The following is a 21,457-nucleotide window of genomic DNA, read 5'->3' on the forward strand; positions in this document are numbered from 1 at the left end:
ATAGTTTCTAAAGCATCAAACGAACACTTTTCAGTAATATTTAGCACATTCCAAAACAATCGCCAATGACAACGCGAATTCGATAAAGGGATATACGAGAGATCATGCCGAAAAGCAAGATATAAGAAAAGGGTTTGAAGTTAAACTTCAAACCCTTTTCTTATATCTTATCTTCGCCTAAATTGTATGCAATAGCCTGCATTTAACCAATGAAAGTCAAGATTATGCTAGTAGCGGTATGCTTCAGGTTTATAAGGACCATCAACCGTTACACCAATATATTCAGCTTGTTCAGTCGACAACACTTCTAATTCCACTCCGATATGAGCTAAGTGCAAACGAGCTACTTTCTCATCTAAGTGTTTAGGAAGTGTATAAACCTCTTTCTTGTACTGATCCGTATTCATCCATAACTCTAATTGAGCTAAAGTTTGATTTGTGAAAGAGTTAGACATCACAAATGATGGGTGTCCTGTCGCACAACCTAGATTTACTAAACGACCTTCTGCAAGTAAGATAATGTCCTTACCATCGATCGTGTACTTATCTACTTGTGGTTTGATTTCAATTTTCGTAGAACCGTAATTATCATTTAACCAAGCAACGTCAATTTCATTGTCGAAGTGACCAATATTACAAACGACTGTCTTATCTTTCATCGCTTTGAAGTGCTCTGGACGAACGATATCTTTATTACCTGTCGTCGTTACAACAATATTAGCTTCAACGATAGCATCAGCCATTTTCTTTACTTCAAAACCTTCCATTGCTGCTTGTAAAGCACAGATTGGATCGATCTCAGTAACAATCACACGTACCCCGGCGGAACGTAATGACTCTGCTGATCCCTTACCAACATCACCATAACCCGCAACAACAGCAACCTTACCGGCTAACATTAAATCTGTCGCGCGACGAATAGCATCTACTAATGATTCACGACAACCGTACTTGTTATCAAATTTTGATTTAGTAACAGAATCATTAACATTGATTGCTGGTAAGTGTAACGTACCATTTTTCATACGCTCATATAAGCGATGAACACCAGTAGTCGTTTCTTCAGATAGACCTTTGATACCTTCAATCAATTCAGGGAACTGATCAAACACCATATTCGTCAAATCACCACCATCATCTAAAATCATATTCAATGGTTGGCGATCTTCACCAAAGAACAACGTTTGTTCAATACACCAGTTGAATTCTTCTTCATTCATACCCTTCCATGCATATACTGGAATCCCTGCAGCAGCTATCGCAGCAGCAGCATGATCTTGTGTTGAGAAGATGTTACATGATGACCATGATACATCCGCACCAAGTTCAACCAACGTTTCAATCAATACAGCAGTTTGAATGGTCATGTGCAAACATCCAGCAATACGTGCTCCTTTTAAAGGTTTAGACGCGCCAAACTCTTTACGAAGGCTCATTAATCCTGGCATCTCTGCTTCTGCCAATTCTATTTCTTTACGACCCCATTCTGCTAAAGAGATATCTTTCACTTTGTAAGGTACGTAGGTAGTTTCTAATGATGACATAAATAATCTTTAATTTAGTTTCTGCGCTACAAAATTACTTGATAGCCAAGTCAATTCAAAATGCAATAGCATTATACCTTAGAAATTGACATTAACTTGAGGAACCTTGCTTGACGTAACTCACTTTTAAGCCTATATTTGCATAAACTAAAAAAAGTAAAGAAATGTACCCAGAATATCTAGTAGCTCCAATGCGTCAAGAACTTGTAGACGCGGGATTCCAAGAATTAAAAAGTGTTGAAGAAGTCGATGCAGCGATTCCTGCTGAGGGAACTGTATTTGTGGTAGTAAATTCTGTATGTGGATGTGCGGCAGCAAATGCGCGCCCAGCAGCAAAAGCAGCAGTAAAAAACGAAAAACATCCTGATAAATTAGTTACTGTATTTGCAGGTATGGAAAAAGATGCGGTAGATAAAGCACGTCAATATATGTTGCCTTATCCTCCATCATCTCCAGCAATGGCATTATTTAAAGATGGAAAATTAGTCCATATGATAGAAAGACACATGATTGAAGGCCGTCCAGCGCAAATGATTGCTGATAACTTAGCAGCAGCATTTGACGAGTACTGCTAACAATACTTGTATTTTGAATTTTGAATACCGAAAAAGCTTCTTTTAAAATTAAAAGAAGCTTTTTCTTCTTACAGACTTTTCTTTGTACTTTTAACCATCAACCAAGAGTTATGAGAAAGGCAGGCCTTTATATTTGGATTCTACTAAGCACTTTATCCTTTTTTTCGTGTACGACAAATCAACAGATTGACTTAATCGTGTACAATGCGAAGGTATATACGGTTGACTCCTCTTTTCGAACCGTTGAAGCGATCGCTATTAACAACGGTGTATTCATCGATCGTGGAAATTCTCAAGATTTATTAAACAAATACACAGCAAAAGAGAAGATTGACGCGCAAGGTAAATTTATTTACCCTGGCTTCTACGACTCTCATGGGCACTTCTTTCTATTGGCAGATGCTATGGATGAAGTAAATTTATTAGGAACAGCATCTTACGATGACCTCCTTGATCGACTTAGAAAATACATTGCAGCAAATCCAGAAAAAAAATGGATTGTTGGCAATGGTTGGGATCAAAATCTTTGGCCCGACAAAAAATTCCCAACCAAGGATTCCCTAGACAAATATTTCCCCGAAATCCCAATATTTCTATCTCGTGTTGACTATCACGCGGCCCTCGTAAACAGTAAAGCGCTAGCTGCTGCATCGATTGATAGTGTTTTTATGGTTGATGGCGGACTTATATCTTCTAATGAAGAGGGTAAACTGGACGGTATATTAGTTGACAACGCGATGAAACTCGTGAGTGAACATATCCCTTTAGAACATAAAGATGTTCTTGTCAAAATGCTACAACGTACACAAGACTCCCTTTTTTCTGTTGGTCTAACATCTATCGTCGACGCTGGCCTAACAGAACAACAAATCGATTATTTAAAAGTCTTTTACAATGCAGACTCGCTTCAGATTCGCAATTATGCCATGGTTGCAGCTAATCCGAAGAGCGTGAAAAACTATTTACGGTCAGGTACATTCGAATCAGAACGTTTGACAGTTCGTTCATTCAAGCTTATGGCCGATGGTGCCTTAGGCTCCCGTGGGGCTTGTTTATTGCATCCCTATCATGATGCTCCGACCAATGGATTTCTATTACAGAGTCCTGAGGAGTTTGATAAACTGATAAAAGAGTTAGCCAACAGCAACTTTCAAGTTAATACGCATGCGATCGGCGACTCTGCCAATCGCCTCATCTTAGATACCTATGGAAAATATCTAAAGCAGGGAAAAGACAGAAGATGGCGCATAGAACATGCGCAAATTATTGCTCCCGAGGATTTCAAGAAATTTAAACAATTTGCAATAATACCATCTGTTCAACCTACCCATGCAACCTCTGACATGTATTGGGCAGAAGACCGCCTAGGGCACGATCGAATGAAGGGTGCATATGCTTATCGAGATTTACTAGAACAGTATGGCCTACTAGCTTTAGGAAGTGATTTCCCCGTGGAACATTACAATCCTATGTATGGTTTCCACGCAGCTGTAGCGCGTGTTGATAAAAACAATTTCCCAAAAGGCGGGTTTCAAATTGAAAATGCAATAACGCGAGAGCAAGCACTTCGCGGCATGACGATATGGGCAGCGTATGCTTGTTTTCAAGAAAAGAAGAGAGGAAGCATTGAAAAAGGTAAAGATGCTGATTTCGTATTGCTCGATGAAGACATTATGCAGGTTGCACCCGAAAAACTACGCAACATAAAAACCCTACAAACTTTCGTAGCCGGAGAATCCGTATTCAAAAGGAAATAATAATCAGTATTTACAGTTTGGTTAATGGTTCGTTCCTTTTGTGTATCCAAAGAAGTATTCCACTGGCAATTAACGCTATGGGCAATGCTACAATTAAATATAGAAAAACACTAAATTTCAAGTAATACATCGATAGGACATCCCGTTCTACCTCTTGCCCTATAAAAACATTATCGTAGGCACTTGTATAAAAAGTATGCGCAGCCGCTAGCTGTTGAAACATCCCTCTAACTTTATTCTTTGGAAGAGCCTCCAAGTAGGCGAAGTCACCGATATCACGCTTTTGAAAATGGCTATAAGAACGACGTAAGTGCTCTTCAGCGTCTTCTTCGTTTCCGCGAATTACATCCATTAAAGAAACATAGTCCGTATACTTAAAGCCCATCCATGCCTTTGCCGTTGTCAGATAGGGATCTTTCTTCGAGAATAAGGGAACAACAAAAAGTGTATTTAACTCGACTTGGCCTATACGCGAGCCTCCTGCAAATTCAAAATAAGAAAAAGGCATCACCCGCATCCTATCGACATGCCAGTCATCGAGTTCTAAGAAATCAATAGATTGATAGGGTTTTATATTGTTCACCGACTCAAGCCGCGTCACCTTTGCTAAATTATACCGAATACTTTTACTCAGCGGTATAAACATAAACACCGAGATCATTCCTAACGATAGAAATAAACAGAACACAGCCGGGGTAATAAAATTAAACCAGGGACTACCTAAATATTGTGATTTAAATAACCGATCGCAGAGAAACCAAATTCCGATGATCGTGAACAAGAGTGGAACTAGCCACATTGCCCAAAACGGCCAATTTGCATTTCCACTTCGCGCGAAGACTGCATAAAATAAACCCAAGGCAAAAAGAATAGAAAAGCTTAAAAGTATAAAAGGTAAGAAAACATGCTTCCAAAAAGAGTGTTTCATAATGTGTCGGATTGGTTATCCTAAAATAAGAAAACTTCGGCAAGCTATGCAAGTTTATAAAAACAAGAAAGCCTTAACTTTCGCTAAGGCTTTTCTTTATGCTATTGCATATCAAACAAATGTTTCTCTGCATGGTAAGATGAACGAACCAACGGTCCTGATTCAACATATTTGAATCCCATCTTTAATCCAATTTCTTTATATCTCTCGAATGTTTGTGGAGTAATCCATTCCACAACAGGGTGATGCGCTTTAGTCGGCTGCAAATACTGACCAATTGTCAAAATGTGTACGCCAGCATCGTATAAATCCTGCATAGTCTCCACCACATCTTCTTCGGTCTCCCCAAAACCTAGCATAATACCAGACTTTGTTCTTAGACCAGCAGCAGAAATTCTACGCAAACACTCCAATGAGCGATCATACTTCGCTTGAATACGAACTTCTCTAGTCAATCGGCGAACCGTTTCAATATTATGCGAAACCACTTCCGGACGAACAGCAATCACACGGTCTAAATTATCCCACTGTCCCTTAAAATCTGGAATTAAAGTTTCCAATGTAGTTTCTGGACTTTCTTTGCGAATTGCTAAAATTGTTTCTGCCCAAATTGTTGAACCTCCATCTTTCAAATCATCACGATCGACCGAAGTGATGACACAGTGCTTAACTTGCATCAATTTCACGGAGTTCGCAACACGATTCGGCTCATCTAGATCAACCGCTAATGGGCGTCCAGTAGAAACCGCACAAAACGAACACGAACGTGTACAGATATTTCCTAGAATCATAAACGTAGCAGTTCCCGCTCCCCAACATTCACCCATGTTCGGACAGTTACCACTCTCGCAAATCGTATGTAATTTATGCTCGTCAACCAGGCCCCTAACATGGCGATATTCTTTACCCACAGGTAACTTAACACGCAACCAATCTGGCTTACGTTGGGTTTGGTTTGCTGGAATAACCGGAAGTTCAATCATAGTACAAAGGTAAACATATTTAATTTATTCCTTAAACAACTTTGTTTAGATAATATCATTTTGTATACCCATCGATCCATGCGCATTCCCTTCTAAAAAAAAACAAGGAGCTGGTACACTTTAGATCCCTTTCACATCCCTTTCAAACCCAATTCAACTCCCTTATTCGAGCGCTCCATATCGGGTTTGATAGGAGTTTGATAAGCTTTCAATTGAGGAGCAATTTAGTGTTGATACAAAGAATCATTGAAAAAACCGAAGTGAAGCCTTGTCGAAGTCAGCAGTCGATAAATTGTAAAATTCTCTACATTTATTCATTCATTATTAAAATAAAAAATGTAACTTTGCACTCCGACAAAGCAGTCGGAATTCCCTCTTTTTATCAGACATTTTCTTGTCTGTTTTGTCGGCAACAGTTTGTGTATTTAACAATTGAAATAAATAATAATGCCTAGAAACACCTCCATTAATTCGGTATTAATCATTGGATCTGGACCAATTGTCATCGGTCAAGCTTGTGAATTTGATTATTCAGGATCTCAAGCAGCCTTATCTTTAAAAGAAGAGGGTATTTCAGTTTCCATCATCAACTCAAATCCTGCAACGATTATGACTGATAACGTTGTAGCTGATCATGTTTATCTACTTCCATTAACTTGCGAAAGCATTGAGCAAATTTTACAAGAAAATCAAATCGACGCTGTTCTTCCAACGATGGGTGGACAGACCGCTTTGAACCTTTGTATTGAAGCTTCAAATCGTGGTCTATGGGAAAAATATAATGTGAAAGTTATCGGAGTTGACGTTGCTGCTATTGAAAAGACAGAAAACCGCGAGGAATTCCGTCAATTAATGGTTGACATTGGCGTAGGTGTCGCTACTTCAAAAATAGCGAACTCTTTCTTAGAAGGTAAAGAAGCTGCTCAAATCATTGGTTTCCCATTGGTTATTCGTCCTTCTTACACATTAGCAGGAACCGGAGGTGGTTTCGTTCATAAGAAAGAAGAATTTGATGCCGCTTTAAATCGTGGATTACATGCTTCTCCAACACACGAAGTATTGGTTGAGCAAGCCGTTTTAGGCTGGAAAGAATTTGAGTTAGAGTTATTACGTGACACAAATGATAACGTGATTATCATCTGTACCATCGAGAACTTTGACCCTATGGGTATCCACACAGGTGACTCAATCACTGTAGCACCGGGCATGACGTTATCTGACAAATGTTACCAAGACATGCGTAATCAAGCAATTAAGATGATGCGCTCGATCGGTACATTTGCAGGTGGTTGTAACGTTCAGTTTTCTGTAAATCCAGAAAATGAAGAAATCATTGCAATTGAGATCAACCCTCGTGTATCGCGTTCATCAGCACTTGCATCAAAAGCAACAGGTTATCCTATCGCAAAGATTGCAGCCAAATTAGCAATCGGTTACAACTTAGATGAGCTTCAGAATCAAATTACAAAAACAACTTCCGCATATTTTGAGCCGACGTTGGATTATGTAATTGTTAAAGTTCCTCGTTTTAACTTTGACAAATTCAAAGGCGCTAATAAAGAACTAGGCTTACAAATGAAAGCTGTTGGTGAGGTTATGTCTATCGGTCGTACCTTTATCGAAGCGCTTCAAAAGGCCGCACAATCATTAGAAACTGGACGCGCCGGCTTAGGTGCAGATGGTCGCCAATCTAGAAACTTAGAAGAGATTATGCATAGCTTGGAGCATCCAAGTGCAGATCGTCTTTTCCATATTAAAGACGCTTTCGAATTGGGAGTTCCATTGGAATCCATCCGTAAAGCAACATTAATCGACAAATGGTTCCTAGTTCAAATTCAAGAATTAGTTTACCTTGAAAATGAATTACGCCGTTATCAATTGAATAATATCCCTCGCGACTTCTTTATGACCTTGAAACAAAAAGGTTATTCTGACTATCAAATCGCTTGGTTATTATCCAATGTAACCGAAGACGAAGTATATGCCCGTCGTAAAGAATTAGGTATTAACCGCGTGTATAAGATGGTTGATACTTGTGCTGCGGAATTCCCTGCACATACACCATACTATTATTCAACTTTCGAAGAAGAAAATGAATCTATAGCTTCTGATCGTAAGAAAATCATCGTTTTAGGTTCGGGTCCTAACCGCATCGGTCAAGGTATCGAATTCGATTATTCTTGTGTACATGGTTTATTAGCTGCAAAAGAATGTGGATACGAAGCAATCATGGTTAACTGTAACCCTGAAACTGTTTCTACCGACTTTAACATGGCAGATAAGTTATATTTCGAGCCTGTATTTTGGGAACATGTTCGCGAAATCATTGAATTAGAAAAACCTGAGGGTGTTATCGTTCAATTAGGTGGACAGACTGCATTAAAAATGGCGGAACGCTTAGAAGCATTGGGTGTTAAAATCATCGGTACTTCTTTTGAGAACATGGACTTAGCAGAAGATCGCGGTCGTTTCTCAGACTTATTGAAAGATTTAGACATTCCTTACCCTAAATATGGTGTAGCGACTTCAGCTGAAGAGGCATTAGTTGTTGCTAAAGAAGTCGGTTACCCTGTACTTGTTCGTCCTTCATACGTACTAGGAGGTCAAGGCATGAGTATCGTTATCAACGATGAGGATTTAGAAAAAGCTGTGGTAAACCTATTGAAGAACCTTCCTGGTAACCATATCTTAATTGACCATTTCTTAGATAGAGCTGAGGAAGCAGAATCAGATTCAATAAGCGACGGTGAAGATGTGCACATTATCGGTATGATGGAACATATCGAACCTGCAGGTATTCACTCGGGTGACTCGTCTGCAGTACTTCCTCCATTCAGTCTTTCTGAGGCGGTACAACAAAAAATGGAAGAATATTCGATTAAATTAGCGAAAGCTTTGAACGTAAGAGGTTTATTAAACATTCAATTTGCGATTAAAGACGAGAATGTGTTTGTAATCGAAGCCAATCCTCGTGCATCACGGACTGTTCCTTTCATCGCTAAAGCATACGATGTGCCTTATATTAATATCGCTACAAAAGTTATGCTTGGAGCAAACAAGTTGAAAGACTTCACTATTGTTCGTAAGTTAAAAGGATACGCGATTAAAGAGCCTGTGTTCTCGTTCTCGAAGTTCCCAGAAGTAGATAAGCAATTAGGCCCTGAAATGAAATCAACAGGTGAAGCAATCCGATTCATCAAAGATCTTAATGATCCTCACTTCAGAGAGCTATATAGCCAAAAATCAATGTTCTTGAATGCCCAATAGGGATACAAGTTCGGAGACATTATATTATTAGAGAAAAAACCTGCAGAAATGCAGGTTTTTTTCGTTAAGGCTGAATGCTAGTAAATTGAGCCGCTCAACCTTGCGGTGTGACACCAAATAGTTGTACCAATTTTGAAGATGGATGTTTGAGTTTATCTGAAATGAAACTAACAAGCCATAAAAAAAACTCGACTTGCGAGTTCTTGTATTTAGATTTAAAAAATATTCCTAAATATCCTTAACACACCTAAACCCGACATTATTAGTTGGTGAGTTAACTTCTCCCTTTCCTCTACTTCCTGCTTTATACCGTTCGCAATATTGATCATTGCATAAAAATGAGCCCCCTCGTTGAACACGTTTTACAGCTCCAGGTTCTTGTGGATCAAAAGAGTCTGCAGGTCCCTTGGGGTTATCTGTTGGGCTATTCTGATAATAATCCGGACGGTAAAAATCTGAACACCATTCCCACACATTACCCTCCATATCAAATAAGCCATATCTGTTGACTGGAAAAGACTTTACAGGAGCGGTGGTTTCAAACCCATCCTCTTTGCTGTTGTGGGTTGGGAAAGCTCCTTGAAAGATGTTTGCCATCCATTCCCCATGCGGTGTCTTGTCATTACCCCAGTAATACGTTTCATCCGTATGTCGACCTTCCTTTGCCGCATACTCCCATTCTGCTTCGGTAGGCAAACGCTTACCCGCCCACTTTGCATAAGCTTCAGCGTCTTCGTAGGCAAGTTGAGTGACTGGATGATTCTCTTTACCTTCAATAGTACTCTCTGGGCCTTCAGGATGCCTCCAATTTGCTCCCGGAATATAATCCCACCATTGTAAATGATTCTGCATTCCCTGCACTTGATTTGGAGCTTTAAATACCGCAGATCCGGCCACAAGGACTTTAGGATCGACGCCAGGAAAGTCTTTTGGATCAAGCGGTCGTTCTGCCACAGTAACGTATCCTGTTGCTTCTACAAATACGGCATACTGCGCGTTGGTAACTTCATGCTCATCCATATAGTAAGAATTCAAGCTAACTTCATGTATAGGACTTGCATCTTGGAATTTGCCTGAACCCATCTTGAACTTCCCTCCTTCTATTAACACCATCTTCACGGTATCAAGCCCTTTTTCCTTAATAATCGCCTGTTTGATAGCCGATGCTCTCGACGGAACGGCCTCTGCATGACAAACCATTGCTGAAGAGTCGACGATAGTTGCCTGCTGTGCATGAGCGACAGAAACGATAAATAAAGTCGGAAATAAAAGGGATACTGGAAAGCGCATGTATATTGAATTTTGAACGTTACTCCTACAAATATAAGAGGCTTTTTGATATTGCAAAGAAATAGTCTACCATTTTAGTAGTTTTAATTTCATCTACTGCGAATTAACATTGTATGATAAGTTGCCTCATTAAATACAATGCTCTTCACAGGACAGTAAAAAAAAGAGCCTCCATTGCGGGAGGCTCCTTCTTGAAAATATGGGTTTAACTTATACCCTATTGAACGTTCAATTGAACATCTTTCTTAGTTTCTACCTTCGCACGGATACCAGTATTACCGCCACCGTTTAAAGTCATGTCATGTGGTTTATTTGTTTTCCAGTTACCACGAGTAAAGTCTGGGATATCAACAGTTCTGCTATTCTTAGCAACTGAATCCACACTTAAAGGAACGACTGCACTCCAAGAAGCGCCATCATATACTGTTTGATCTAATGGCAAGCCGTTACGTAGACAGTCAATCATTCTCCAGTCCATCATAAAGTCCATACCACCATGTCCACCAACTTCTTTCGCTTGTTCACCAATGAATTTCACCAATTCAGGTGTGTATTTTTCATATAGTGCTTTCAATTCCTCTGGTTTGATATAACTATGTCCAAATGCAATTCCTTCTTTCGGATATTTCTGTGCGAATCCTTTCGTACCACTCAATAAGTGAATACGTGAATAAGGACGCGGAGAAGTTACATCATGTTGAATCATCATTGTCTTTCCTTTTTCAGTCTTGATCAATGTAGTATCCATGTTACCTCTATAACGTTTACCAACAAACTCTTGGAAGAATGAGTCTTTACCCGCTAATTCACGAGCCTTATCACCCATCATAAAATCGTTTGATTGCATTGCTACTAGGTGATTCATTTTATCACCACAGTTGATATTCAAACATTGAGCAATTGGGCCGATACCGTGTGTAGGGTATAAGTTACCATTCATCTTAATGTTTTCACGCAATCTCCACATGTTGTCGTATCCATTTTTATTGAAGTTTAAGTCCAATAAATCGTGAATATACGCTCCTTCAGCATGCACTAATTCACCAAACATACCCTGACGAGCCATATTTAGTGTTAACATTTCGAAGAAGTCATAACAACAGTTTTCCAACATCATACAATGCTTTTTAGTAGCCTCTGAAGTTTTTACAACTTCCCAGATTTCCGAAATCGTTAATCCGATTGGCACTTCTGTTGCTGCGTGAGCACCTGATTTCATGGCTTCAATCGCCATTGGCGCATGGTACTGCCATGGTGTACAGATATACACTAAATCTAACTCTTCGTTTTTCAACATGGTTTTCCAACCATCTTCGCCCGAATAAGATTTAGCTTCTTTAAGACCTTTTTTTGTAAGGATAGTTTGTGCTTTAGTCACACGGTCAGCATGTCGATCACATAGCGCAACAATTTCTGCTCCTTCAATATATGAAATACGATCCACAGCTCCGGGACCACGCATTCCTAACCCAATTATTGCCACCTTAACTTTATCAATCTTCGGAGCAGCAAAGCCCGACATATTGAAGTTTTGGGAAGCAAATACTTCGTTTTGCAAAGACGGCAATGTGATCGCAACACTCGATAACAATCCAGCCTTCTTCAAGAAATCTCTACGCGAATTATTCATGGTAAATATTTTAATAAGATCTAAGTTACAAAATCTTCGGTTTACATAATAAAGGGGGATATAGAAATCCCCCTATAAATCACCTATTTTAAAACAAACTAAACAGTCAAATTGAAAATACTATCAAATTAATGAACGGTATAATTTGGTTCAGGAGTTATATGCGTAACTCCTAATACAATGATATAACGAATTTTGAAGAAACAAAAATGATTTCATAATGCAAACGTTTGTCCTATTTACACAACCGATTGCTTTTCTGTCAAAATCTTGTTATAAAGGAAATTAGAGTAGAAAATAGATAGAAATACTGCGTTTTTTTGAGATCGCATAGAATTTTCGTTCCTCCGTCAAATCAGGGTCAATAGCGCGGCAAGCATGAGATAATCCTACAGAAAATAGCTATTTTTGAATTAGACAATTATATAAGTAATGAAAATAGAATTAAACCGGAAAAATAAAGCGGTACATTTTGAAGCATCAGCCGCTTCTTCAAGCGTGAAAGTAAATATAGACGGTCCAGAATCGATTGGTGGCGAGGGAAAAGGCGTACGACCTATGGAATTGGTACTAATTGCATTAGGCTCATGCAGCGTATTTGACTTATCCAGCATTTTAGAAAAACAACGTCAAGAAATTGAAGATATTCAAGTCGAAGTCGAGGGACAAAGACGTGATGAGATTCCTAATATTTTCACTAAGATTCATATCACATTCAAGTTGAAAGGAAATATTGATGAAGTAAAAGCACAAAAAGCAGCTGAACTTGCCGTTAAAAAGTATTGCTCTGTACATGATATGCTAGCCGCAGGAGGTGTAGATATCACATACAGTATTCAAATTGCTTAATCTATTTCAATACTAATTTTGAAGGGAATACAACTTCTTGAGGAGTCTCTACGTATTCTTTCTTATCTATACAATCGAATAATATCTCGGCAGCACGTTGCGCTTGTTGTTCGGGATATTGCTCGATACTACCCATCGGAGGATTATCCATATATTTCCAGAGCGGATAGTTTGCATAGCTTATAAAATACATATCTTGATTGAGTACGATACCGCGTAGCTTTGCATAACGAATAAGATCTAATGTTACGAAGTCGTTAAAGGACACGACAGCAGACGGTCGGTCGGCTAATGAACATAATTTCTCCATTGCATCCTCATTTCCTTGCTCTGTCAAATCCGTGTTCACGATGTAGTTACTGTCGAATGGAATATTGTATTTAGCTAAGGCTTCTTTGTAAGCAACCGTACGGTCTTTACTTGCTAATAAAGATTCAGGCCCGTTGATAAGTGCTATCTTATGATGTCCACGTTCGAAGAAAGCACTGATAGCCTCTTCCATTCCTGAAGAAAGATCACAATATACTTTATGCACATTCGGTAAATCTGGCACACAGTCAAAGAAGACAACCGGAATTTCCGTCTTTGCTAACACAGACATAAAATCTGTATCTCCTGTATTTTTCCCTAGAGAGACTAAGATACCATCGACACGATGCTTCTTAAAGGTTTGCACAATGTTTAATTCGCGTTGCTCGTCATCTAATGACTGTCCTAAAAGAACAGTATATTTCTTCTCCTCTGCGACGTGTTCAATGACAGAAATTGCTTCAGAGAAAAAGGGTTCGGACAATTTGGATAATATTACCCCAATAGTAAAGGTTTTACGTTGTTTAAAGAAGATAGCGGTTTGATTTGGCTCGTAAGACATCTCTTCGGCCATTTTCTTAACACGCATAGTCGTTACCAAACCGATACTAGGATGGTCATTTAACGCTCTTGATACCGTTGAAGGTGAGATCTTCAGTTTTCGTGCGATTTCTTTTATTGTGGTCGGTTTATTTCCTGCCATGGGGTAAAGTTAATAATTTAATAACGAAGTTTTAATTCTTTATTAAATCCCGTTCACGCAAGTTATTAATTCTTTTGAGCGGCGTATTGAATGATGAATTCAAGTTTGTTGATGATCTAGCCACTCTCGCACTCGCCGTTAAAGAACCCGTAGACAAATAATTTAGGGCCGCTGCAATCATGTTTTCTTTCGTATTACCGAAATCAAGGGTTACATTATCAGTGACATTCCGAATATCTGCAGGTATTCCATCCCAATAATCAGAATAGCCAGAGGCGTTGATTATTTTAAAAGATGCAGCCCACAGGCCAATTTTATCCATAATATCCTGACGGAAAAAGCCAACCGGCTTCCCGTACGTTGCAGACTTTTCAGCAACAAGCTTCACATCCATATACGGTTTCAACACACTAATAACAATTTCGGCAGCCGAGGCTGTATAATCAGTGACCAAGAAAACGACTTTTTTGACTTCTAGATTTTGTGTTCTCTTCGAAAACATAACATCTGCAAATTGCGCTCCCCTACCCGTCTTATACTTTTGCATATTCTTGTTCATATCATAGGATAGCATCAACTTGTTGTTTCCGCTACTGTTTATGATTTTATCCGCTAAATAAATGGCTGTACTCACATATCCGCCTGTGTTGACGCGAAAGTCAAGAATTAGCTCACTTACATTGTTGTTCTCAAAATTTGAAAACGCTTGATCGATATCGTTCAACATGGCAGTGCTATTTCCGCCATCGTCTGTCATTTCTTCAAAGGATGATAAAGCTAGGTATCCGTATTTCTTGCCATTCACCGTTAGTACGGAGTCTTTTGTTACCGGATTAATATCGTAGCTTGTGTAAGTCATTTCTGGTACTGTTACTTCCTTAGCATCGCGCAAGACTTTCAATTTCAATTTCGAACCGTCCAGTGCGGCCTGAATGAAATCTGTATTGTTTTCGCTCATGTCGGTATTGCCATTAACTTCAATAATCCGATCTCCTCGACGCATACCTTTACTTTCTGCTGGCGACCCGCCTTCAATAAAGTAAGCATATAAGTATACTGTACCATTAACGCGTACAAAAGTTAAATAAATACCATAGCCATCCGCTAGGTCAGCGCGCTTCGCACGACTTGAACTTTCAGAACTAATATCTTCAATCCTTGAGAAGCGGTCAATCGGTCCATTGTAACCAGCATGTACAGGCGTTTGCTGCATTAAAGCAGTCAACACATTATCATAAGAATTGTATTTATCTGTAAAGGAGAAAATGGGATCGTAAGTCCCTATCGATTCGGTCCAATAAGACTGCTCTTTATAATAGTAATAAACGCTGTCTTTCAGTTTTTGATCATCTGTTCTTGAGGCAACAGGGGGCTCCGGCTTTGGCGGAGAAGTAATTTTTGTTATATCTTTTTTGCAGCTAAATAAGATTAGCAAAGCAAATAGGGGTAGTAATCTTTTCATGCGAGGAATGCTATTGTTTCTCAGTTTGGTAAAATCCACGAATTAAACTTACCAAAATTCAGACCATTCCTAGTCAAAAAAGATTAATACCCCAATAAATTATTTTATCTGTGGAACTTCCTTGTCATGTGAAAACTTAAACATCCCCATTTCTATATTGCTTTTAACAGGCATATTGAAAGTCTTTGGTCTGATAATCTGTCCAGAACTTGTTCTTCTTGTTGATGCCGAAGCCGATTGGTAGTTGTTATTTACAATATGATAAATCGCATCAGCAAACATTCGCTCTGTGGGATCACCCAATTGCTTGCTCACATCATCATAAGAGTTTTTCTTAGTGCCAACTAAGCCATTAAAGTAATCACCCTGGCCAGCGCTATTCAGAGTCTGAAATGATGTAATATATAAATCAGCATATTCATCAACTACAGGAAGTCCAAAGAATCCAACTGGCTTTCCATAAGAACCGGTGTTATTCTCACTGATGATCTCCACCTGCATATGTGGCTTCAGCGAGTTCATCAAAAGCTCACTTGCTGATGCCGTGCTCTTCGTTACTATGAAATAGATCTTCGATAAATTAAGACTATTGGTCTTATTAAATTTGACAGACTTGAATGGAGCCTCTGGATCATTCTCGTCATCCCATCCCCATCCTTTCAGGTACTGATTAATTTTATAGCTATACATTGTACCCTTTCCAACGTTGGTAGGAGCCAATAAATTAATCAATAACTCAGCAGCATTAGTCGAACCGCCTCCATTATAGCGTAAATCAACTACCAATTCATTAATTCCTTGTGATTCTAATGTCTTCACCGCCTGATTCAGTGCCGTATGATAACCCGTAACTCCACTTTTTGAAAGTACTTCAACAAATGAAGTATAAGCTAAGTATCCAATCTTCTTCCCTGATCGCTCAATCACCTTATTCGCTAAAATCGGTTGTATATTATATGATCCTGCGCTTAAACTCACCGTAGTTACCTGAGAACTAACTGGATGCTTCACTTGGACACTAATCTTCTCTGGCCCTCCGAATAATTTGTTCACCAAATCAAAATCTTTTTCACTCTGACTGATATAATCAATTTTAGTATTACCATCAATCGCTAAGACTTCCATCCCACGCACAATACCAGCAGCCTCTGCTGGCGAATTCTTCTGTACCAACTTAATGTATAATTTCGCATTTTGAGCAGTTTGATCCGGAGAGAAATAGTCAGGAACAAGACCAAACTCTTTATGAATCCCTTCGCCGATTTCTTCACCGACAACACCTGCTCGGTCAATAAAACTAAAGCGGTCTAGCGTAGTATAGGTCTTTACTTTCTTTAAAACATCCTCAGCTGTCGAGAGATTGCCTGTAAACGCTCTCAAATCTATTTCATCATTATTTTTCATCTTCGGTTCTGGAATTTGATCTGTCCAAAGCGAAAGGAGTATGGAATAATAATATGTGGAGTCGCGAAGTAGTGTTTCTTTTTCAACCGTCGGATCTGGACTTTTGTCTTTCTTACAGGATGTAAATGCAAAAGCACATACGCAGAAGGCAAGGAAAATTCTCGTTTTCATATTCTATTTAGTCAATTTGGTTTTCGTAAAATGTAAATCTTCCACATTTACATTGTTTTCTGAAGCAATATAAGTAAACGGCTCAATATTTCGGAATGCTAACTCATCAACAAAATAAACTTTCAGTTTCCTATCGTAACCTTCCCAGTCGATATGACGCAATTTGTTTAACTGTAATGCAGGGTTACCCTTAGTTAATACCGCAATCTGCACATCAACTGTAGAAAGCTCTTTGAAAAGAGTTTTTATCTCATCAAAAAGGAATAGCTTTAAAGGTAAATGCCCATTAACCTGCAAACGTTCAAAGTTTTCACGGTATTCCGCTTTCAAATTAAACTGAGTAAGCGTCTCATCAAAAACCGCATCCTCTCCTTTTTCAACCAACGTTTCTTTCATAAAAGAGACCATTTCTGCAGATATTGGCCTTGCTTCAGTAAATTCTAAAAATTGAGCAAATAGATAATATACTTGTAACAAGAAATCTTGCTTTGGATATAAAACATTATCCAGTTCAAATAAATAAACTTTCTTGTCTCTTGGGAATTCAGAAATTTTCATTTTCTTATTTAGATTGTACAAAGGGCATACTCCTCACCCTCATCCGAAAATACGATGAGGCCGGAGCCATTTAATTCAACTGCTTGTCCGTCGATCAAATTAACGCCTCGATCAACTACCATATATTCCAAATCTTTATTAGGGTTTGATAGGACAAAAATTTGCTTCAACTCTTCTGCATCAGGTCCGATCAACAATATATCATACTCTTCGAAAAGCAACTTTGCTTCAGATAAAGATTCTAGTTCTTTAAATCCTAATGGAAGAAGATAGTCAATCTGATTATCCAAACATAGCTTTAGCAACTCATGGGAAAATGTTGGGTTCGCAGCATTTGGGATTGCATAATACTGCTGCATTAATACAGATGGCACCGATTCTGAGGTAGCAAACATCACTTCAAATTTATCGCCAAGCGACTTTGCAACGCGTTGAGCTAATGGACGCGTTCCGTAGGTAATTAAGATCTTCTTCATATTAATAAATTAGTCCATCACGCATATGGATGGTACGATCAGAAATGCGCGCTAATTCTTCATTGTGAGTAACAATTACAAAGGTCTGTTGCATCTTGTCGCGAAGATCAAAAAACAATTGATGTAACGAGGCTGCATTTTCGGAATCGAGATTACCTGAGGGTTCATCGGCTAAAACAATGGTTGGCTCATTAATTAATGCTCGAGCAACAGATACTCGCTGTTGTTCACCACCTGACATGGCTGATGGTTTATGCTTGGCGCGATGAGCAACCCCTAAAACCGATAAGAGCTCCATTCCGCGTTGTTCTGCTTGTTTTTTATCTAGACCAGCAATATAAGCTGGAATACATACATTCTCTAATGCCGTAAATTCTGGCAAGAGATGATGAAATTGAAATACAAATCCAATATGCTTATTTCTAAAATCACTGAGTCCCTTTTCGCCTAATGCAAAAACATCTGTCCCTTCTATCATTAAAGTGCCCTTATCCGGTTTATCCAAGGTCCCCATGATATGTAAAAGGGTACTCTTTCCCGCGCCAGAAGCTCCGACAACAGAAACAATTTCACCCTTATTAACCGATACGCTCACACCCTTTAGTATAGGAAGATCGCCGTATGATTTAAAAATATTATTGGCATTTAAGATCATAATGCGAAAATAGTAAAAAAAATAGCAGCTCACTTTCGGTAAAGGGTAAACTTACTTGAGAAATAGACATTTTGTCAAAATAATATCTTGTCCCTTCCGAATAAATACGCTATTTTTACATCAAATTTTTTTATCAATGAACATTCACGAATATCAAGGAAAAGAAATACTTAAGAGTTTCGGAGTAAGAGTACAAGAAGGTATTGTTGCTGAAACCCCAGAGCAAGCTGTTGAGGCTGCGAAAAGAATGAAAGAAGAATTCAACTCGGATTGGGTTGTGGTCAAAGCACAAATCCATGCGGGTGGCCGTGGTAAAGGTGGTGGTGTGAAATTAGCTAAAAACCTAGATGAAGTATTACAACGTTCTACTGACATCATCGGTATGCAATTAGTAACTCCGCAGACTGGTCCAGAAGGTAAAAAAGTTAATAAAGTTTTAGTCGCTCAGGATGTTTACTACCCTGGTGAGAGTGAAACTAAAGAATTCTATGTGTCTGTATTGTTAGACCGTGCTACTGGTCGCAACATCATTATGTACTCAACAGAAGGTGGTATGGACATTGAGGAAGTCGCTGAAAAAACTCCACATTTAATTTTCAAAGAAGAAATTGATCCTAAAGTAGGTTTACAAGGCTTCCAAGCTCGTAAAATTGCATTCAACTTAGGATTATCAGGCGCAGCTCACAAAGACATGGTGAAATTTGTTGCCGCTTTATATAAAGCATACGATTCTATCGATGCTTCCATGTTTGAAATCAACCCAGTATTAAAAACTTCTGACGATAAAATCTTAGCAGTAGACGCTAAAGTAAACTTAGATGAGAATGCTTTATACCGTCATGCAGATATCGCTGCATTACGCGACGTTACTGAAGAAGATCCTACAGAAGTTGAAGCTGGTGAATCAAACTTAAACTACGTTAAATTAGATGGAAACGTAGGATGTATGGTAAATGGTGCTGGTCTTGCGATGGCAACTATGGACATCATCAAAATCGCGGGTGGTGAACCTGCAAACTTCTTAGATGTTGGTGGTACTGCTAATGCTGAAACAGTGAAAGCTGGTTTCAATATTATCTTAAAAGACCCTAACGTAAAAGCAATCTTAATCAATATCTTCGGTGGTATCGTTCGTTGTGACCGTGTTGCTCAAGGTGTGATTGATGCTTACAATGAAATCGGAAATATTCCAGTGCCGATCATCGTTCGTTTACAAGGTACAAACGCTAAAGAAGCGAAAGACCTTATCGATGAATCAGGTTTAAAAGTATACTCAGCAATCTTGTTAAAAGAAGCAGCTGAATTAGTAACTAAAGTTTTAAAAGAAGGAAAATAATCCTCCTTTACTGAACTAATAGTACAAAGTATTTAGACTTATTGTCTAACATTGTTTTAAAGAAGGCCGCCAATATGGTGGCCTTCTTATTTTATGTAAAAAAACAACTTAAATCTCCTCCTTTTTCCTGACCATCCATCTATATTTTAACTACTAAATAGTATTTAAGTATATTTGTCTACTTAACAAAAAATTGAATACAATGACAACAACTGTTTCAGATATTTCACGTGAGAAGTCGGCCGAGTTATTTGAGAAAGCTAAGCAATATTTCCCTGGAGGCGTAAACTCTCCTGTTCGCGCATTTAAATCGGTATATGGTACTCCTTTGTTTATTGAACGAGGCGATAAAGCCCGTCTATGGGATGCAGATGGAAATGAATTTATTGACTATTGTTGTTCTTGGGGTCCATTGATCTTAGGACACAACAACGAAGAAATACGAGAAGCTGTACAAAACCAATTGGGAAAGGGCCTAAGCTTCGGAGCACCGACAGCGTTAGAGAATGACCTTGCGGAATTAATCTTAAAGAATAACAGCAAAATTGAGAAAATTCGATTTGTAAGTTCAGGTACGGAAGCTGTTATGTCAGCTATTCGCTTAGCAAGAGGTTATACCAAACGCGATAAGATTGTCAAATTTGAAGGCTGTTACCATGGACACTCCGATTCTTTATTAGTAAAAGCTGGGTCTGGACTAGTAACCTTTGGAGAGACTTCTTCAGCCGGCGTTCCTAAAGCATTTGCAGACGAAACAATTGTCATTGCTTTGAATGATAAAGAAGCTTTAGAACAAGTCTTCAAAGATTTCAAAGACCAAATTGCTGCCGTAATTATTGAGGGAGTTCCAGCGAATAATGGACTACTTATTCAAGACAAAGATTACATTCAATTCCTACGCGAAATTACAAAGCAAAATGGATCCCTTTTAATATTCGACGAAGTAATTACAGGCTTCCGTTTAGGTTTCGAAGGTGCTTCAAAATACTACGATATTCAACCGGATATCCTAACCTATGGTAAAATTATCGGGGGTGGGATGCCAGTCGGTGCTTATGGTGCTTCAAGAGAATTAATGTCATGTATCTCACCAGACGGAGCAGTATATCAAGCTGGGACATTAGCTGGCAATCCAGTAGCTATGGCTGCAGGCATTGCTGCGCTATCCATCTTAGCAAAAGAAGGTTTCTATGAAAAGCTAGAACAGACAACAGGAGCATTCGTCGATGAACTACGTAGCTTTATTGCCGAGCGCAATTATCAAATCAAAATATTCACAATCGGTTCAATCTTTTGGTTTGCATTTACAGATCAAGAAAAAATTCAGCGCGCTGATCAAATTGATCCTGCGTCCATGGAATTCTACAAGAAAATGCATAGAGAACTATTGAATCGTGGAATCTACTTCGGTCCTTCGGGCTATGAAGTAGGTTTTATATCAGCAGCACACACGCAGGAAGACCTAACACATACATTATTAATGATTAAAGAATCAATAGATGTTGTTTATCAATAAATAAAAAACTTTTATTGATTATACTTGTTCTATAATAATATACA

17 protein-coding genes are annotated in these 21,457 nt (G+C 38.7%); 6 read left to right on the top strand and 11 right to left on the bottom strand.

Translation table 11 applies throughout. The features are described 5' to 3' along the window. Positions 1 to 227: 227 nt before the first annotated feature. On the bottom strand, positions 228 to 1,544 hold the full coding sequence (gene ahcY / locus GFH32_RS15495) for an adenosylhomocysteinase (protein ID WP_153512453.1): 1,317 nt from the start codon (positions 1,542 to 1,544) through the stop codon (positions 228 to 230). Between the two features lie 164 nt (positions 1,545 to 1,708). On the opposite strand from ahcY, the gene GFH32_RS15500 reads away from it, so the two are divergent. Together GFH32_RS15500 and GFH32_RS15505 are read left to right on the top strand one after the other, a co-directional pair. After that, positions 1,709 to 2,119 (top strand): BrxA/BrxB family bacilliredoxin, encoded by a 411-nt coding sequence (locus tag GFH32_RS15500; RefSeq protein WP_153512454.1) that lies wholly within the window; start codon positions 1,709 to 1,711, stop codon positions 2,117 to 2,119. A 110-nt stretch (positions 2,120 to 2,229) separates the two neighbouring features. Beyond that, positions 2,230 to 3,876, top strand: coding sequence for an amidohydrolase (locus GFH32_RS15505; protein WP_153512455.1), 1,647 nt, complete (start codon positions 2,230 to 2,232; stop codon positions 3,874 to 3,876). Positions 3,877 to 3,886: 10 nt separating this feature from the next. Here GFH32_RS15505 and GFH32_RS15510 read toward each other — a convergent pair whose 3' ends face one another. Both GFH32_RS15510 and lipA read right to left on the bottom strand, forming a co-directional pair. Next, entirely contained in the window at positions 3,887 to 4,804 is a 918-nt protein-coding gene (locus GFH32_RS15510; protein WP_153512456.1) for a hypothetical protein, read from the bottom strand. 101 nt (positions 4,805 to 4,905) lie between these two features. Beyond that, on the bottom strand, positions 4,906 to 5,787 hold the full coding sequence (lipA, locus tag GFH32_RS15515; protein ID WP_153512457.1) for a lipoyl synthase: 882 nt from the start codon (positions 5,785 to 5,787) through the stop codon (positions 4,906 to 4,908). Between the two features lie 447 nt (positions 5,788 to 6,234). Between lipA and carB the strand changes: the two genes are divergently transcribed. Further along, positions 6,235 to 9,054: a carbamoyl-phosphate synthase large subunit gene (gene carB, locus GFH32_RS15520; protein ID WP_153512458.1), complete on the top strand. Its 2,820-nt coding sequence runs from the start codon at positions 6,235 to 6,237 to the stop codon at positions 9,052 to 9,054. Between the two features lie 228 nt (positions 9,055 to 9,282). Here the strand turns inward: carB and GFH32_RS15525 are convergent, their stop codons facing one another. Both GFH32_RS15525 and GFH32_RS15530 read right to left on the bottom strand, forming a co-directional pair. Next, entirely contained in the window at positions 9,283 to 10,344 is a 1,062-nt protein-coding gene (locus GFH32_RS15525; RefSeq protein ID WP_153512459.1) for a formylglycine-generating enzyme family protein, read from the bottom strand. A 217-nt stretch (positions 10,345 to 10,561) separates the two neighbouring features. Further along, positions 10,562 to 11,974 carry a Gfo/Idh/MocA family protein gene (locus GFH32_RS15530; RefSeq protein ID WP_153512460.1) on the bottom strand — a complete coding sequence of 471 codons (1,413 nt, stop codon included), beginning with the start codon at positions 11,972 to 11,974 and terminating at the stop codon, positions 10,562 to 10,564. Positions 11,975 to 12,406: 432 nt separating this feature from the next. On the opposite strand from GFH32_RS15530, the gene GFH32_RS15535 reads away from it, so the two are divergent. After that, a complete protein-coding gene (locus GFH32_RS15535; RefSeq protein ID WP_153512461.1) occupies positions 12,407 to 12,823 on the top strand; it encodes an OsmC family protein in 417 nt (138 codons plus the stop codon). 1 nt (position 12,824) lies between these two features. Here GFH32_RS15535 and GFH32_RS15540 read toward each other — a convergent pair whose 3' ends face one another. The 6 genes from GFH32_RS15540 to GFH32_RS15565 all read right to left on the bottom strand — a co-directional run bounded on the left by GFH32_RS15540 (position 12,825) and on the right by GFH32_RS15565 (position 18,561). Next, entirely contained in the window at positions 12,825 to 13,835 is a 1,011-nt protein-coding gene (locus GFH32_RS15540) for a LacI family DNA-binding transcriptional regulator (RefSeq protein ID WP_153512462.1), read from the bottom strand. Positions 13,836 to 13,866: 31 nt separating this feature from the next. Next, positions 13,867 to 15,297 carry a S41 family peptidase gene (locus GFH32_RS15545; RefSeq protein WP_153512463.1) on the bottom strand — a complete coding sequence of 477 codons (1,431 nt, stop codon included), beginning with the start codon at positions 15,295 to 15,297 and terminating at the stop codon, positions 13,867 to 13,869. A 99-nt stretch (positions 15,298 to 15,396) separates the two neighbouring features. Next, on the bottom strand, positions 15,397 to 16,872 hold the full coding sequence (locus GFH32_RS15550) for a S41 family peptidase (protein WP_153512464.1): 1,476 nt from the start codon (positions 16,870 to 16,872) through the stop codon (positions 15,397 to 15,399). A gap of 3 nt (positions 16,873 to 16,875) precedes the next feature. After that, positions 16,876 to 17,430: an HAD family hydrolase gene (locus GFH32_RS15555; protein ID WP_153512465.1), complete on the bottom strand. Its 555-nt coding sequence runs from the start codon at positions 17,428 to 17,430 to the stop codon at positions 16,876 to 16,878. Between the two features lie 8 nt (positions 17,431 to 17,438). Continuing rightward, positions 17,439 to 17,906, bottom strand: a complete 468-nt coding sequence (locus GFH32_RS15560) for a hypothetical protein (protein WP_153512466.1) — start codon at positions 17,904 to 17,906, stop codon at positions 17,439 to 17,441. A 1-nt stretch (position 17,907) separates the two neighbouring features. Next, a complete protein-coding gene (locus tag GFH32_RS15565; RefSeq protein ID WP_153512467.1) occupies positions 17,908 to 18,561 on the bottom strand; it encodes an ABC transporter ATP-binding protein in 654 nt (217 codons plus the stop codon). 136 nt (positions 18,562 to 18,697) lie between these two features. Here GFH32_RS15565 and sucC point away from each other — a divergent pair, with 136 nt between their 5' ends. Both sucC and hemL read left to right on the top strand, forming a co-directional pair. Next, positions 18,698 to 19,897 carry an ADP-forming succinate--CoA ligase subunit beta gene (gene sucC, locus GFH32_RS15570; protein WP_153512468.1) on the top strand — a complete coding sequence of 400 codons (1,200 nt, stop codon included), beginning with the start codon at positions 18,698 to 18,700 and terminating at the stop codon, positions 19,895 to 19,897. Between the two features lie 202 nt (positions 19,898 to 20,099). Then, positions 20,100 to 21,413 carry a glutamate-1-semialdehyde 2,1-aminomutase gene (gene hemL / locus GFH32_RS15575; RefSeq protein ID WP_153512469.1) on the top strand — a complete coding sequence of 438 codons (1,314 nt, stop codon included), beginning with the start codon at positions 20,100 to 20,102 and terminating at the stop codon, positions 21,411 to 21,413. Positions 21,414 to 21,457: the final 44 nt, after the last annotated feature.

Origin of the sequence: Sphingobacteruim zhuxiongii, assembly GCF_009557615.1 — a bacterium.
GTDB lineage: Bacteria > Bacteroidota > Bacteroidia > Sphingobacteriales > Sphingobacteriaceae > Sphingobacterium > Sphingobacterium zhuxiongii.